Annotated in this window: 13 protein-coding genes and 1 pseudogene; 7 read left to right on the plus strand and 7 right to left on the minus strand. The window is 49.6% G+C overall.

Features of this window, described 5'->3' with window-relative positions:
• Positions 1 to 164 precede the first annotated feature (164 nt).
• Positions 165 to 1,805: a methyl-accepting chemotaxis protein gene (locus tag EPB59_RS11535; RefSeq protein ID WP_095469849.1), complete on the plus strand. Its 1,641-nt coding sequence runs from the start codon at positions 165 to 167 to the stop codon at positions 1,803 to 1,805.
• 121 nt (positions 1,806 to 1,926) lie between these two features.
• Here EPB59_RS11535 and EPB59_RS11540 read toward each other — a convergent pair whose 3' ends face one another.
• From EPB59_RS11540 to zntR, 4 genes are all read right to left on the minus strand, one after another.
• Complete coding sequence (locus tag EPB59_RS11540) at positions 1,927 to 4,062, minus strand: lysine decarboxylase CadA (RefSeq protein WP_055052065.1); 2,136 nt, start codon at positions 4,060 to 4,062, stop codon at positions 1,927 to 1,929.
• 109 nt (positions 4,063 to 4,171) lie between these two features.
• Positions 4,172 to 5,509 (minus strand): cadaverine/lysine antiporter, encoded by a 1,338-nt coding sequence (cadB, locus tag EPB59_RS11545; protein ID WP_055028124.1) that lies wholly within the window; start codon positions 5,507 to 5,509, stop codon positions 4,172 to 4,174.
• A gap of 697 nt (positions 5,510 to 6,206) precedes the next feature.
• Positions 6,207 to 7,766: a lysine decarboxylation/transport transcriptional activator CadC gene (cadC, locus tag EPB59_RS11550; RefSeq protein ID WP_114779195.1), complete on the minus strand. Its 1,560-nt coding sequence runs from the start codon at positions 7,764 to 7,766 to the stop codon at positions 6,207 to 6,209.
• A gap of 226 nt (positions 7,767 to 7,992) precedes the next feature.
• Positions 7,993 to 8,391, minus strand: a complete 399-nt coding sequence (gene zntR / locus EPB59_RS11555) for a Zn(2+)-responsive transcriptional regulator (protein ID WP_033931587.1) — start codon at positions 8,389 to 8,391, stop codon at positions 7,993 to 7,995.
• A 33-nt stretch (positions 8,392 to 8,424) separates the two neighbouring features.
• Between zntR and EPB59_RS11560 the strand changes: the two are divergent.
• From EPB59_RS11560 to purD, 3 genes and pseudogenes are all read left to right on the plus strand, one after another.
• Positions 8,425 to 8,598, plus strand: a pseudogene (locus tag EPB59_RS11560) (phosphoribosylamine--glycine ligase); the annotation flags it as partial.
• An 83-nt stretch (positions 8,599 to 8,681) separates the two neighbouring features.
• A complete protein-coding gene (purH, locus tag EPB59_RS11565) occupies positions 8,682 to 10,274 on the plus strand; it encodes a bifunctional phosphoribosylaminoimidazolecarboxamide formyltransferase/IMP cyclohydrolase (protein WP_154172820.1) in 1,593 nt (530 codons plus the stop codon).
• A 58-nt stretch (positions 10,275 to 10,332) separates the two neighbouring features.
• Positions 10,333 to 11,622, plus strand: coding sequence for a phosphoribosylamine--glycine ligase (gene purD / locus EPB59_RS11570; protein WP_154172822.1), 1,290 nt, complete (start codon positions 10,333 to 10,335; stop codon positions 11,620 to 11,622).
• A gap of 134 nt (positions 11,623 to 11,756) precedes the next feature.
• On the opposite strand, the gene EPB59_RS11575 is transcribed toward purD, so the two are convergent.
• Positions 11,757 to 12,446: a DUF1481 domain-containing protein gene (locus EPB59_RS11575; RefSeq protein WP_055052062.1), complete on the minus strand. Its 690-nt coding sequence runs from the start codon at positions 12,444 to 12,446 to the stop codon at positions 11,757 to 11,759.
• Positions 12,447 to 12,491: 45 nt separating this feature from the next.
• The gene (hupA, locus tag EPB59_RS11580; protein WP_001044505.1) at positions 12,492 to 12,764 is read right to left on the minus strand and encodes a nucleoid-associated protein HU-alpha; all 273 of its coding nucleotides are present in this window, start codon (positions 12,762 to 12,764) and stop codon (positions 12,492 to 12,494) included.
• 371 nt (positions 12,765 to 13,135) lie between these two features.
• On the opposite strand from hupA, the gene EPB59_RS11585 reads away from it, so the two are divergent.
• Positions 13,136 to 14,194: a CNNM domain-containing protein gene (locus EPB59_RS11585; protein ID WP_154172824.1), complete on the plus strand. Its 1,059-nt coding sequence runs from the start codon at positions 13,136 to 13,138 to the stop codon at positions 14,192 to 14,194.
• A gap of 47 nt (positions 14,195 to 14,241) precedes the next feature.
• Here EPB59_RS11585 and EPB59_RS11590 read toward each other — a convergent pair whose 3' ends face one another.
• Positions 14,242 to 14,829: a YjaG family protein gene (locus tag EPB59_RS11590; protein WP_154172826.1), complete on the minus strand. Its 588-nt coding sequence runs from the start codon at positions 14,827 to 14,829 to the stop codon at positions 14,242 to 14,244.
• Positions 14,830 to 14,902: 73 nt separating this feature from the next.
• On the opposite strand from EPB59_RS11590, the gene EPB59_RS11595 reads away from it, so the two are divergent.
• Positions 14,903 to 15,826, plus strand: a complete 924-nt coding sequence (locus EPB59_RS11595; protein ID WP_154172828.1) for a D-2-hydroxyacid dehydrogenase — start codon at positions 14,903 to 14,905, stop codon at positions 15,824 to 15,826.
• Positions 15,826 to 16,398 carry a uracil-DNA glycosylase family protein gene (locus EPB59_RS11600; protein WP_154172830.1) on the plus strand — a complete coding sequence of 191 codons (573 nt, stop codon included), beginning with the start codon at positions 15,826 to 15,828 and terminating at the stop codon, positions 16,396 to 16,398. Before EPB59_RS11595 ends, EPB59_RS11600 begins: the two co-directional genes overlap by 1 nt.
• Positions 16,399 to 16,426: the final 28 nt, after the last annotated feature.

Raw genomic sequence — 16,426 nt, forward strand, 5'->3', positions numbered from 1 at the left:
TTTTTTATGTCGACGTCGATACGTCTAAAAGAGACCCTGCCCACAACTTCACCATTTTTCCCCTTTGGTCGCATTTACCTTACTAAAAACAATTTGTTACAGTCTTGCGTGCGATGAAAATTTAACCCACGCGTTCGCCAGTCATATCTCAAGGAGTGATGCTTATGACGACCCTTAGCCTGCGCCACCTGTCTATCCGTAACCGCTTATTTTTACTAACGGCGGCCATTTTATTACTGCTTGCCATTCCATTCGGTATCACAGTGAAAGACTATCGAAGCGACCTTATGCTGGAGAAGCAAACCCAAACCCAGCACTTGGTCGAAACCGCTTACACCTTGCTTGAACACTATGCTCAGCAAGCGACACAAGGCGCATTGAGTACGGAACAAGCGCAAGCCGCTGCCAAGCAAGCGATCGCCCAATTACGTTATGGCAACAACGATTATTTTTGGATCAACGATGCGCAGCCTGCCATGGTAATGCACCCGATGAAACCCGATTTGAATGGCAAAGATCTACGCAGCTTTAAAGATCCAAACGGTAAAGCGCTATTTATCGAAATGGTCAAAGTCGCGCAACAAAGCCAACAAGGCGTCGTTGAATATCAGTGGCCGAAACCGGGCGCCGAACAACCCGTCGACAAAGTCTCTTACGTCAAACTGTTTAAACCTTGGGGCTGGATTATTGGTACGGGCATCTATGTCGATGATGTGAATGCGCTGGTGATGCAGCGACTCAGCTCCGTGTTTGTCTGGGTTATCGCCACTCTCATCTTGTTAATTGCCTTTGCTAGCCTAATCGGCCGTAGCATTACGCAACCGTGCGGGGAAACACTGGCAACCCTAAAAAATATTGCCCAAGGCGAAGGGGATCTCACCCGCCAACTCAGTGCAACCGGCAAAGATGAACTGACGCACATCGCCCAAGCCTTTAACCTATTTACCGGTAAAATTCGCACCATTCTGCAAGACATTACCCCGATCACCGACAGTGTTACTGGCTCTGCGGATGAACTCACCCAAGTCGCGCAGAGTGCATCTAGCAAAGCCTACGAACAGCATCAAGCGGTGGATACCGTGGCCTCGGCAATGAATGAACTGCATGCGTCAAACCAAGAAGTGGCTCAAGCTGCTAGCCAAGCGGAACAAGCCGCGCGCAATGCCGATAATGCAGCTAGCCAAGGCCGCCAAGCGATTAATCAAACCTCTTCGCACATGCAAACCCTGCGAGACCAACTGACTCGAACCGAGCAAGAGACGCAAACTCTCGCCCAAGAGACTCAATCCGTTAGCGCAGTCTTAGAAGTGATCCGTGGCGTGGCCGAGCAGACCAACTTACTGGCTCTGAACGCGGCAATTGAAGCAGCACGCGCCGGTGAGCAAGGCCGAGGTTTTGCGGTAGTGGCCGATGAAGTTCGCACCTTGGCGACTCGTACGCAATCGAGCACCAATGAGATTGAACAGATCATTGGCGGTTTGCAGAAAAAAGCGCAAAGTGTCAGTCAATCTATGACGCAAACCCAGCAGCAATCACGCGTCACTCAACAACAAGCGGATCAAGCGCAGCAGATGCTTAATGAGATTGAAGCGCAAATCCAAACCATTTTGTCTTTCAACCAACATATTGCCAGTGCGAGCGCCCAGCAATCCGAGGCCACCAACGAAATTACCCGTAACCTCACCCAGATTGCTGAGCACAGCACCCAAGCCGCTGCTCAAGCGAACCAAGTGGCTGCCGCTAGTGAACAGTTGATGGAAAATGGCCAGCATCTGGCTCGCAGCTTAGCGGTGTTTAAAATCTGATCCCGCGACCATGCTTTTCACCTAAATTGCACCATGAAAAAAGAGAGAGCCGTAAGGCTCTCTCTGTGTATCAGCGTCCATTGGGGAATTACGCTGTCTTTATAGGGTGATTCAAGCTGGCTTAGTCTTTCAGCACTTTCACGGTGTAAGAGCCATCTTTTTGGCGATACAAACCGTGAATATCAGTATCAAAACCTGGGTAATGCGCACCGATTTCACACAGCATTTCCAAGAAATCCAACACTGGACGAGAGCTGTCTGTCACCATTTCACCTGGCAGTACCAATGGCACGCCTGGAGGATAAGGCAGGATCATGTTGGCACTCACGCGACCCACCATCTCGTTAAGCAGGATCTCTTCGGTTTGACCGCGCAGCTCTTGTTGCCATGCGACGTGTGGCGTGACTTTCATCTCTGGCAGCACATCGAACGCTTTGTACATCAGCTCTGGCAGTTGGTATTTACGGGTTAAATCGTGAATGCCTTGCGCCAACTCTTGAATACGCATGCCTTCGTAGAAAGCTGGGTCTTCACGGTACAGTGAAGGCAGCATAGTACGAATGGTCAGGTTCAGATCGTAACCGCGTTTGAACTCAGTCAAGCCGCGCAGCAACTGCATTGCTTTTGACTTATCAATACCGATAGAGAACAGGAACAGCAGGTTATAAGGGCCGGTTTTCTCGACCACGATGCCGTGTTCATCAAGATATTTCGATACCAGTGATGCCGGAATACCGCTCTGCTCCAATTCGCCATCTTTGCTCATTCCCGGAGTGAGCAGAGTGATTTTGATTGGGTCAAGATACATGTGGTTGTCATCAAGATTCTTGAAGCCATGCCAATCTTGGTTTGGATCGAGTTTCCAGCACTCGGTAGTCTCAATGTTCTCGGGTTGCCAAACATCGAAGAACCAACCTTCACTCTCGCCTTTCAGGCGTTTGATCTCTTTACGGAAGCGAATCGCACGATCAATCGAATCTTGCATCAACTTACGACCAGTGTTGCCACGCATCATCGCCGCAGCAGTTTCAGTCGATGCCACAATACCGTACTGTGGTGAGGTTGAGGTGTGCATCATAAAGGCTTCGTTGAACGACTCGCGGTCAAACTCACCTTTGACATGAATCATCGAGGCTTGCGAGAACGCCGCCAGCAGTTTGTGAGTTGACTGGGTTTCGTAGAACACTTTACCCGGCATCGCTTCACCACTCATGCCGCACTTGCCTTCATAAATACGGTTGAAGTTAGTGTAAGGCACCCATGCACTGTCGAAGTGGATGTGTTTGCAATCCAGCGACTCTTTGATGAACTGGGTGTTGTACAGTAGGCCATCGTAAGTCGAGTTGGTGATCACCGCGTAGCTTGGCGCGCTCGCACCCGGAGTGTTTGCCACTTTCTCTGCAATCACTTCACGGCTAAATTCGCTCTGTGGAATACCACCGAGAATGCCGTAAGCGTTACGGGTTGGACGGAAGTAAATGGGGGTGACGTCCGTCATCATCATTAAGTGAGTCAATGACTTATGACAGTTACGATCCACCAGCACTGTGCTGCCCGCAGGCGCTGAGAACATACCGACGATCTTGTTCGAGGTCGATGTACCGTTGGTCACGATGTAAGAGGCATCGGCATTGAACGTGCGTGCGATGTACTCTTCTGCTTCTTTGTGTGGGCCGGAGTGATCGAGCAGTGAACCCAGTTCTGGCATCGAAATCGATACGTCCGCTTTGAAAGTATTTGGACCGTAGAAATCGTAGAAAATGCTGCCAACAGGGCTTTTCTGGAACGCAGTACCGCCCATATGGCCCGGAGTACAGAAGGTGTATTTACCCTCTTCTACGTATTTGAACAGCGCCTTAGTAAACGGAGGCATGATAGCGTCTTTGTATTCTTGAGTCGCTTGATTGATCTTGATTGCGATATCGTCGGCCATGCCCAGAGCGTATTCGAAGAAATGCACGTTGAGGCGCAGGTCGGTTAGCGAAATATCTAACGTCGATTGCTCGTTAGCAAAGGCGTGCACCGGCAGTTTTTCATTAACTTTACTGATGCGCTCACACAGCTCTAGCGAGTATTTATCCCAGTCGAACAGCACGCCGCAAATGCGTGGATTCATCTCAATCATCTTGATCAGATCTTTGTCATCCACCGGATAAACCACGTCGTAACCGGCTTTTTCTAATGCTGCATGCAGTTGGCGAACAGGCTCTTCTTTAAAGAACACACCCATGTGGTTCAAGATAGCGAAAATATTCATTTGGACATCTCCAAGGCGAAAAAAGGCGCTCTCTGTGCACTGCACAGTGAGTAAGACGAGCGCCATAGTGAATTCAGAAAGCTGGCGTGGCAGACGCCAGCAAGGTCAATCAGAACTGAGCCGAAGCTTGTTGTGGATGAGTCTCGATGTATTTATCCAGACCCGCTTTTTTGCTGTAGAACATCAGAATAATCAGCGACATGATGAAGGTTGCAGTCAGGGTTGAACCCTCTGCACCAGCCAGCGCCACCATACAGAACAGGCTAGCAATACCGGAGAACAACATCACAAACGTATTGCGAGTGGTCATGCCTTCGAAGCGGATCAGGTTAATGCTGGAGTAGAAATAAGGCAGCATGGTCAGCAGAACCGCATCGGTGGTCAGTTGGTTAAACAGATCGGAAGCGTGCGCAGTTTCTGAGCTGAAGAACATCAGCACCAGCATCAGCAGTGTCATCATGCTGGAAGCAATCAGCAGACCTTTTTTCGGCACACCGTTGCGATCGGTTTCACCGAACACTTTCGGGAAGTTGCCATCGTTAGCGGCACGTTTGCCCGCTTCGCCGACCAGCATCATCCAAGAGCCAAGTGAAGTGAAACATGCCAATGCCGTAAAGGCAGACACGAATGGCGCAGTCCAGCTACCAAACAGTGCGGTGGTCGCCAGCGCAAAAGGTGCACCAGATGCCGCCACTTCAGAAGCAGGGAACATACCGCTGATCATTTGGGTAGAAAGAATGTAGATAAGACCCGCAAGACCAGTACCTAACATGGTTGCCAGTGGTACCGTGCGTTTTGGGTTTTCGACCATACCGGAAGAAACCGCTGCCGATTCGACACCCACGAAAGACCACAGACAAATCAGCACTGCGGTGATCACCGCATGGCCATCGCTACCAGCAGACACGTTCCAGTTTTGGCTGTAGAGCGCGCTGTCAAAGTGCGTCCAACCAAACAGAGCCGTACCGACTACAGGGATCAAAATCAGCACCAAACCAATGGTACATAAACGGCTTACCCAGCTACCACCAAGCAAGTTGACTAAGGTAAATAGCCAAACCGAAGCAATGGTCGCTAAACCAGCAGGGATCGGGTTATTCAGCACCGGGAAGAACACCGAAAGGTAAGAAACACCGGTAATCGCAATCGCCAAATTACCAATCCAGTTAGCGTGGTAGTAAAGCACGCCCGTTTGGAAACCAAACACCGGTGACACTTCCCCTGCATAAGCAATCGGGCCACCCTCTTGCGGGTTTTTGGTTGCCAAACGAGCAAACACAAACGCCAAACTGAGTGCGCCAACAATGCAGATCAGCCAGCTATAAATGGAAATTGAACCTACGCTCGCTAGCGTAGAAGGAAGCAGAGCAATACCACTGCCCATCATGTTGCCAGCCACCACACCCGTACAGGCGATCAGGCCGATTTTTTTTGCATTTGATGACATAACATCTCCAAATCGATTCTACTTAAGTTACAAAACTCAAACTGAATGGGTTAGCGAGATGTCATGAGTGCAATCACCTGCGCTACCTCGCTAAATTTCGAAGTGCAGACTACGCCCAAAAAAACGAAAAAAAATAAACTTCCGCTTATCAATAAAATGATGAGCCAAGCATGAGTTTCTTGATATCAACCTGATAAACACCACCAATAAACCTCTTTATTTTCATGTGGTTAATAAAAAACCTAAAAATATCAGGAGAGACAGCTAAAAATATCAAGGTGAAAACATCACGCTAAATACTGCTCTGCGGAGGTATCAGGAGGGAGGTTTATCGCCAAAAAACTGTTGGTCTTGTCATAAGATTTGTCACTCCACTGGCAAGACGCTCGATGAAGCGATATCCATTGGCACAGAATGCCAATGACGCTCACTGAATTTGGCTTGGAGAATAGGCTCAAACGAATGGCTATTAATGGCGAGTAGAAGTTAAACGACTAGTGAGTACATAGACATCGTTCGATGTGATTGGCGGTGTTTTTCAGTCAGAAAGATTCGAGAGATAAAGCGGCGCGCCCTCCCCTCTAAACCGTGATAAAGTCAGTTCGGAGAAAGAAGGCGCAAGTTCGCTCTATCCCCTTCCTACCTGCTATTCCAAGTCGTTTGGGGATAGATAGATGAGATTGACCGTAGACGAGCGTTACAGTAAACGAACCACCGAAGGATGCACCGAGCGGTACATGGCGTAATCAATGGATTTTAAGTTGGAGTGGAACACCAAGTTTTCGCACAGCAGATAAGTTTCCAGCGACGTGTCCATATAAAACGCTTCACTGTAGGCATCGCTTGCGCCATCCAGATCGCCTTTGAGTTCAGCGTGCTTGCCTTGCAGCACATATGAAAGCACCGATTCCCGCAAACCCTGAGCTTGCGCCAAATAGCGCGTGGCCGCTTCCACTTGGTTTTCGACTGTCGCTTGCAGTGCTAACGCTTCATAAATGCGTGGCTGCACCACCGCTTGGGGGGAGTAACTCACCTGCTGCAACTGCTCACTCAACACCAGCATGCGATCTTGATTGAGCGCCTGATCTGGACTGAGTGCTTGCTGCACATGGTAGGCAATCAGTAATTCGGCTTGGACATAATGGTTGTCCGGCTCTAATTTCAGCACTTGCTCCAATAAATAAATGCCTTTTTGGAACTGCTGACGATCGGCAACATTCAAATAATGATTGGCGCGCACATACAGCCCTAACGCCGCAGGTTGACGCGGAAAATCCACCAATAAACGCTGTGCTTGCTGCTCGGCATTCGGGATTTTCAGCGCTTGCATGACATCCCATTCCGCACTTTTCAGCACAGAAGCCAGATGTTGGCTATCGAGCGGATATTGCCGACTAAACAGCACCGCATCGGAAGAGTTGTTTTTAAGCTCAAGATCTAAAAACTCATGCCCGTCCTTATCATTGACTCGCACCATGATCGACTTACCGGGCAAAATGCCTGAGCTATAAGCCGTTTTACCGAGAATCACTCGATAATCACTCACCTGGGTCAGATCGGCCATCAGCTTTTGCGCGATACCATCGGCAAGGTCATGCGTGAGCGCCTGTGCATGAAAACTGTCTTGGAATTTAAATTCAATCAGGTGGGTATCCACCACTTGGGTGATGCGCACTTGCGACTGTTGCACGGTAAAAAAGCCCATCGCTACAATCACTAGACCAATCCAGATCGCATTGAGCAAGTTTAAGCGCCAACGGCTCACATTCGGCTTAGCTGATTTTTTCGGCTGCTGACTTTGGCATACGGCGCGCGTTAACGGACCAGCAGGAAACACGATCTCGGGAACGGCTTCTTCCACTTCGTCGATATCGTCCGTCAAACCGACATCACTGGCCGCCGACTCTTCTTGACGAGAGAGGTAAGGATTGCCATCAAGGCGCTGCACATTCGCGACTAACTTATAGCCACGCTTGGGAACCGTCACCACATAACTGAGGTTTTCTTCGCGTCCGTCGCGCAATAGCTTACGCAACTCAAAAATGGATTGAGTGACCACTTGGTCGGTGACAATCGCCCCGTCCCAGACATGTTGAATGAGTTCCTCGCGGCCGAATACCTCTCCGGCATGCTCCGCAAGAAAATGCAGCAAGTTAATAAGACGCGGCTCGGCCGAGACCTCCCTATCTTGGCGATACAGCTTATTCTCATCAATGCACAGAACCCAGTCATTGATTTGAAAACAGATTCCAATCATAGAATAGCTCTTTGTATCAGGAAGATAGCATCGGTAAGCAGCACAATACGCGATGGCAGTACGCACCGATGAAGAGCGAAATTATAAGTGCACCACCCTATTTCACCTACTATTTATAAGGCTAAAAAATGCAAACTTAGGTTGTTTAACCACCAACCCAGCATATGACCAGCAATAAAATCCAAATTATCCTTACTAATCAGAATATAACGTGGAACCCACTTCACTACTCTAACGCGGCCAAAATCGAGCAGTGGCTGGCGTTATCTTCCACATGCCCACAGCAGGCATCATTGATTTTTTTCAGTGCACTGCGAATACGGGTTAACTCTTCAATTTTTTGATCGATCACCGCCAGCTTAGCGCTAGTGATCGCTTTCACCTCGGCGCAGCTGTGCTCGGTCGCTTCCAAACGAATTTCCAGCAACTCTTTTATCTCATCCAAACTCAGCCCTAACTCTTTGGCTTTTAAAATAAAAGAAACCTGCTGCTGACTCTTTTCATCGTACAATCGATAGCCCGACTCCGTACGCGTTGCCGGAGCAATCAGGTTATTTTTTTCATAGAAACGCAGTGTATCGGTGGAAACGCCACAGCGTTTGGCTAACTCTCCAATCTGAAACATCACTACTCCTCTTCCCTTCCTACTTGGAGTAGTTTGGGGATATTTAAGCTTTCGTTAAAATTTGTGCTTGAAAAACCGTTTTTTAGCGATTATTTTTCCCATGCCAAACGATTGCGCGAGATCTTTTGTAATAAATTGGTTAGAATACGCGCCATCCAAATTCCGGCGGATAAGGTGTTTCCCCAAACTGTTCTGTTGCCTTTCGCTCACTCAGGATTTGAAGAACTCTTCAAACCACTCCAGCGCAACAGATCACTTTCGGCAAATATCTTTTAAAGGAAAATGGAAGCATGAACAACGCTCGTCCTATTCACCGTGCGCTTCTCAGCGTATCAGATAAAACCGGCATTGTTGAGTTCGCTAAAGCGCTCGCGGAACGTGGCGTTGAGCTGCTCTCAACCGGTGGCACTGCACGCCTGCTCGCCGAGCAAGGCCTTGCGGTAACGGAAGTTTCCGATTACACCGGCTTCCCAGAAATGATGGACGGGCGCGTAAAAACCCTGCACCCGAAAGTGCATGGCGGCATCTTAGGTCGTCGTGGTCAAGACGATGCGGTGATGAACACCCACGGCATCCAGCCGATCGATATGGTGGTGGTGAACCTCTATCCTTTCGCACAAACCGTGGCTAACCCAAATTGCACGCTGGCCGATGCCGTTGAAAACATCGATATCGGCGGGCCGACTATGGTGCGTTCTGCAGCAAAAAACCATAAAGATGTGACCATTGTGGTGAATGCGCACGATTATGACCGTGTGATCCGCGAAATGGATGCTCACCAAAACTCTCTGACGTTAGCGACGCGTTTTGATCTGGCGATTGCCGCTTTTGAACATACCGCGGCGTACGATGGCATGATTGCGAACTACTTCGGCACGCTGGTGCCTTCTTATGGCGATAACAAAGAAGGGGATGAAGAGAGCAAATTCCCTCGCACGTTCAATGCGCAGTTCATCAAAAAGCAAGATATGCGTTACGGCGAAAACAGCCACCAAGCAGCCGCTTTCTATGTGGAAGCCAATCCACAAGAAGCCTCAGTCGCCACCGCACGCCAAATCCAAGGTAAAGCCATCTCTTACAACAACATTGCCGATACCGATGCCGCACTGGAGTGCGTCAAAGAGTTCAGCGAGCCAGCCTGTGTGATTGTGAAACACGCGAACCCATGTGGTGTAGCGTTGGGTGACGATCTGCTACAAGCCTACCACCGCGCTTATCAAACCGACCCAACCTCGGCATTTGGCGGCATCATTGCCTTTAACCGTGAGCTGGATGGCGAAACGGCCAAAGCGATCATCGAGCGCCAGTTTGTGGAAGTGATCATCGCGCCGAAAGTCTCGCAAGCCGCGATCGACATCGTCGCAGCCAAACAAAACGTACGTTTGCTGGAGTGTGGTGAATGGCAAGGTCAAACCACAGGATTTGATTTGAAGCGCGTAAATGGTGGCTTATTGGTGCAAGACCGTGACCAAGGTATGGTGGCACAAGATGACCTACAAGTGGTTTCAACTCGTCAACCCAGCGACGCTGAGCTGAAAGATGCTCTGTTCTGCTGGAAAGTGGCGAAATACGTGAAATCCAACGCGATTGTGTACGCCAAAGGCGACATGACGATCGGCATCGGCGCAGGTCAAATGAGCCGGGTTTATTCCGCGAAAATCGCCGGTATCAAAGCTGCTGATGAAGGCTTGGAAGTGGCAGGCAGCGTCATGGCATCGGATGCCTTCTTCCCATTCCGTGATGGGATTGATGCTGCGGCAGAAGCAGGCATCACTTGCGTGATCCAGCCGGGTGGCTCAATGCGCGACCAAGAGGTGATTGATGCAGCCAACGAACACGGTATGGCGATGATCTTCACCGGTATGCGTCACTTCCGTCATTAATTGGCATGATTGGTATGGGGTGCAACGCGCCCCATCTTGTTTAAGTAAGGATTTCACAATGCAAGTTCTCATCATCGGCTCTGGCGGTCGCGAACACGCACTGGCGTGGAAAGTGGCACAAAACCCACAAGTTGACACCATTTACGTGGCTCCCGGTAATGCGGGTACTGCGCTTGAGCACAAGGTGCAAAACGTCAACATTGGCATCACCGACATTCCAGCACTGGTTGCCTTTGCCCAAGATAAAGCGATTGAGCTGACCATTGTTGGCCCAGAAGCACCACTGGTGATTGGTGTGGTGGATGCGTTTCGTGCAGCGGGTTTGCCGATTTTTGGCCCCACCCAAGGTGCTGCTCAACTGGAAGGCTCCAAAGCTTTCACTAAAGATTTCCTCGCTCGCCATAACATTCCAACCGCGGCTTACGCCAACTTCACTGAAATTGAGCCAGCACTGGCGTATGTACGTGAAAAGGGTGCGCCGATTGTAGTGAAAGCGGACGGTTTAGCGGCTGGCAAAGGCGTGATTGTTGCCATGACTCTGCAAGAGGCCGAAGACGCAATTCAAGACATGCTAGCTGGTAATGCGTTTGGTTCAGCAGGCAGCCGCGTGGTGGTTGAAGAATTCCTTGATGGAGAGGAAGCGAGCTTTATCGTGATGGTTGATGGTGAAAACGTACTGCCAATGGCCACCAGCCAAGATCACAAACGCGTGGGCGATGCCGACACTGGCCCGAACACCGGTGGTATGGGAGCTTACTCACCAGCGCCAGTGGTGACACAGGACATCCATGATCGCGTGATGCGTGAAGTGATTTACCCAACCGTGCGCGGAATGGCAGCCGAAGGCAACACCTACACTGGCTTCCTCTACGCAGGTTTGATGATTGATAGCACTGGCGCACCGAAAGTGATTGAGTATAACTGCCGCTTTGGTGACCCAGAAACTCAACCGATCATGATGCGTCTGCAATCGGATCTGGTTGAACTTTGCCAAGCAGCGATTGCGGGCAAGCTGGATCAAGTGGAATCGAAGTGGGATCCGCGCGCCTCGATCGGTGTGGTACTGGCCGCTGGTGGCTACCCAGGCGATTACGCCAAAGGTGAGGTGATTTCTGGTCTACCGACTCAAGAAATCGCGGGACAAAAAGTGTTCCATGCGGGCACCGAAACCCAAGGCGACCAAGTGGTGACGAATGGCGGTCGCGTGCTATGTGCAACGGCGCTGGGTAATACGGTGTTAGAAGCGCAGCAACGCGCTTACCAACTGGCGGATCAAATCAACTGGAATGGCATGTTCTGCCGTCGCGATATCGGTTATCGCGCAATTGCGCGTGAGCAAGCCAAGTAAGCATCTCCATAGCCTGATCAATACAAAAAGCGCGAAGTTCGCGCTTTTTTATTCGATAGGTTTTCTATTCGACAACTTCTTTATTCAACAGCGTTTTTATTCGATGGGATTAGATGGCATTAACATAAACCGATTTAATCAATCAACTCGGGTTGTTGCACACAGTCGTGATCCGCATCATCGAGTAATAGCAACTCATCGATATGCACTTTACCGTTACGGATTTTGCCCAAAAACGCCACATAGCTTTCAATAGAAGCAAGACGGTTAAACACAAAACTCGGTAGGGTTTGATTAAACTCGACACGCGGATACTCAACCCCAGCGCAGGTTTCAAACACTTTACCATTCCAATAGCCTTGGATAAGCTCTAATCCTTGCTTATCTTGCTCTTTCGTGGCTTCTGCCACCGCTTTAGCTTGCAATACATAGTGAGCGATCTGCTCTTCGCTCATCGGCAATACCTTTCCACCCAGTCGATACTGCTGGTAGACGGCTTCGCCCTCTTTACTAAAACGAATATGAACTCGGAACGGTAGCAATTTTTTGCCATCCAGATGTTCACCCTCACGGCGAATTTCACGGACTTGCCCCTCTTCCCAGTGGTAACTAGTTTGGTAGCTGCCGTAATCACCAGAAGTCACGTAATCGGAGGCTGAGCTCGGTTTTTGAAAGCGTTCGGTATACCAGTAAAAGCTGGTCGCATCACCAATCGTTTTACCACCGGTAAATTGATTGATCTGTTCAAGATTAGGATTTGGAGTAGAAGAACACCCAGCCAACAGGCCAGAGATCAAAAGAAAGATAGGAAATTGCTGCTTCATAAACAAAAACGCCGAGATGTTTAGTCTCGGCGTAGTATAAAGCAATTACTTGATCGCGTCTTTCAGCGCTTTACCTGCTACGAATGCAGGAACGTTAGCTGCCGCAATTTTGATCTCTTCACCGGTTTTTGGGTTACGGCCAGTACGAGCAGAACGATGATTAACTTTGAATGTACCAAAACCAATCAGTTGTACTTGGTCGCCGTCTTTCAGAGCACCTTCAACCGCACCCAGAGTCGCTTCAAGAGCCGCTTTCGCTTGCGCTTTAGTCAGGTCCGCTTTCTCTGCGATAAAGTCGATCAATTGGGTCTTGTTCATTTAGGTTTCCCTTCTCAATAGGTTATCGAATCGAGCTCACTCTAAAACATAAATGCCCGATCTGGCAAAGGTTTGTCGCGCAACTTTCGCTTTTATGACGCACTTTTAACCGTAATCTGAGTAACAACTCACAATTTGTTACTAATCAAGCCGCAGGTTCGCTTGTAATTGACTGCCTGAGGCCTTATTAAAAGAGAGCTAATCGACTGGGAAGCCTGTCATTTCAATCGATTTAGTGACTGAAAAAAGCACTTTCGACTCCTTCAGGCGAAGCGATTTTTCTTCATATTCTCACCGCAATGCTCGGCATCCGCTCAGCGTTAGTGAGAAGAAAAGAGTTCGAACGTGCACTCTAAAAACCAAGGAATTTTATGTTTCTGCTTGCGATATATATTTCTGTCGCGATTGGCGTATCGTTTATCTGTTCAGTATTGGAAGCGGTACTCCTGAGTATTACCCCGAGCTATCTTGCCCAACTGCGTCAACAAGGTCACCCTGCGGCCACTCGCTTGGCGGAGTTAAAAGCAGATATCGACCGTCCACTCGCCTCGATCCTCACCCTAAACACGATCGCGCATACCATCGGTGCGGCAACGGCTGGTGCTCAAGCTGCAGTGGTGTTTGGTAGCCAATGGCTAGGTCTGTTCTCTGCGGTGCTGACTCTGGGTATTTTGGTGCTGTCTGAGATCGTACCAAAAACCATAGGGGCAACTTACTGGCGCGAACTGGCACCAAATTCTGCCTTAGTGCTGCGCTGGATGGTATGGGCGCTAACACCGTTCGTCTGGTTCTCAGAACAGATCACTAAGCGTTTAGCGCACAAAGTGGAAGCGCCGAAACTGCGGGACGAGATTTCTGCGATGGCGATGCTAGCTAACGAGAATGGCGAATTTGCTGCCGGTGAATCCAAAATGCTCAACAACTTGTTGGCCATTCAAAGCGTGCCAGTCACGCAGGTGATGACGCCGCGTCCGGTTCTGTTTCGTGTTGCCGCCGCTCTGACAATTGATGAGTTTCTTGAGCAACACCGCGACACACCTTTCTCGCGTCCGCTGATTTACAGCGAAGAGAAAGACAATATTGTCGGCTTTGTGCATCGTCTTGAACTGTTTAAACATCAGCAAAATGGTCAAGGCACTGCCACACTTGGCGAGGTAATGCGCCCGATCCATGTTCTGCTCAATACCTTTAGCCTGCCTAAAGCTTTTGATCAGATGATGCAAAAACGCTTGCAACTTTCGGTCGTGGTCGATGAATACGGTTCAGTGCAAGGTTTGCTGACCTTGGAAGATATCTTCGAGCATCTGCTCGGCGAAGAAATCATTGATGAAGCGGACCGCACGACCGATATGCAACAGCTAGCCACTGAACGTTGGGAACATTGGAAGCGTAAACATCGCATGATCGAAAGCCGCGACGAAGAGGAATAGTCAAACGGGAGCTTAGGCTCCCGTTTCTCTTGGCAATCGTGGGAGAACTACAACTCCACCCCGATATTGCTGACCCCTTCTTCGCGCAGCTCTTTGCGTAGGTCTTTAATGAGATCAATGTCGCGCTCAACCGCTTCACGCAGCGGGCGGAAAATCGCCCACTGTACGTCCCATTCGGCGCACACGGCTTCATTCTCTTTTTGGTTATAGTTGGTGATGGCTTCACCGGTTTGTGCTTCTTCCAGTTGAGCGACGGTTTGTACCGAAATCTGGCTCACTTTGATCATTGATTCCGCTAAATCATCACGATCCAACAAACCATGCAGCAGGGTGGCTAAGCCTTCACAGGCATCAATCGCGGGATACACGGCGTACAGATCAAACGCATCCGAAGTTGGGATCAACTCTTCGAGTTTTTCTAGCTGATGCTCAAAGTTCACTTTGGCATTTTTTACCGTCATCAATTCCCACACGCTGTCGAGAATGTCACGGTAGATACGCGCCTCAGCAAACTGCGTGTGCTCACAGAACATAGCGTAATTCGGATACATACGTTCACACAGACTGGCCATAAAGGTAATCTGTTGCCAAGGTTCAAACTTCTCAAGACGAAGCTGTAGAGGGTTTTGTAACATAGTCACTTCAAATCGTTGCGGAAAAAGACAGCGGAAGTGTACTGGATAACCATAAGGGAAAAAAGACGCGCCTATGAACAATTTCCACCAGCTGTATATTCTGACTGAACATGATGAACACTACCGCGAGCTGATCTTAGAGCGTCAGCTCGTAGGCCTTAGCGTCACCGATGATCGCACACAAGCCACGATTTTATTGGCCGCACCGCCGATGGCGGCGCGTTGTTTGGACGACTTTCCACACTTGCAATGGCTGCATTCCGCCTATGCGGGTGTCGATACCTTAATGGCTCCCAAACTGCGCAAAAACTATCTGCTCACCAACGTCAAAGGCATCTTCGGGCACCTGATCGCCGAATATGTGATGGGTTACGCTATCCAATATCAGCGCGATCTTCGCCTGTATCAAACCCAACAAGCTGAGCGCCTTTGGCAGCCGCGCCCTTACTCATCCTTAGCCAATCAAACCCTAGTGATTTTAGGTACTGGCTCAATTGGCTGCCATTTGGCCCATGTGGCTAAACAGTTTGGGCTGCGAGTGGTGGGCGTCAATCGCACTGGCATTCCCGCCAAAGAAGGGCATTTTGATGCCACTTATCACATCAGTGAGCTGCCAGCCGCCTTAATGCGTGCCGACTTACTGGTGAATACGCTGCCCAATACCCCCGCAACCGAAGGGCTGCTCAATCAAGAAAATCTCAGCCACTGCCACCAGACACTGCTGTTTAACGTGGGGCGTGGCAAAACGTTGGTTGAACAAGATTTACCTGATTTGATTGCTGCTGGGCATATCCGCCACGCGTTTTTGGATGTATTTATCAAAGAGCCACTCGCTCAAGATCATCCATTCTGGAGCAATCCGGCGATCACCATCACGCCACACATCGCAGCAGTCAGCTTTCCAGAGCAAGTGGTCGATATCTTCGCCGATAACTACCAACGTTGGTGCGATAACTTGCCACTGCGTAACCAGATTGATTTTGAAAAAGGCTACTGATGCTTGAGTCACTGCTGACGGAAATTCGCCAGTGCACAGTCTGTGAACCCCATTTACCGTTGGGTGCGAATCCAGTGATCCGCGCCCATTCGGCGGCGAAGATTTTAATTATTGGCCAAGCACCGGGCACTAAGGTGCACAACACTTCAATTCCGTGGAATGATGCCAGCGGTGATCGACTGCGCCAATGGCTCGACTTAGATCGCGATACATTTTATTGCGAAGAGAAGATCGCCATCATGCCAATGGGATTGTGCTATCCGGGCAGAGGGCGTAGCGGAGATTTACCACCGCGTAAAGAGTGTGCGCCGCTATGGCATGCCAAAGTTCTAGAGCAACTGCCCAATCGGCAACTCACTCTCCTGATTGGTCAGTATGCACAGCATTATTACCTATCGGACAAACCCACCACCTTGACCGAAACGGTACAGCAGTGGCAACGCTGGGCGCCTTCTGTTTTACCGCTACCGCATCCCTCTCCACGCAACACCTTATGGCTGAAAAATAACCCTTGGTTTGAGCAAGACATCGTCCCCTACCTACGCCATCGAGTGAAGCAAGTACTTACATAGCAAGCCGTTAGGGTTTGAGGTAGTATGG

The sequence above is a fragment of the Vibrio metoecus genome, assembly GCF_009665255.1.
GTDB lineage: Bacteria > Pseudomonadota > Gammaproteobacteria > Enterobacterales > Vibrionaceae > Vibrio > Vibrio metoecus_B.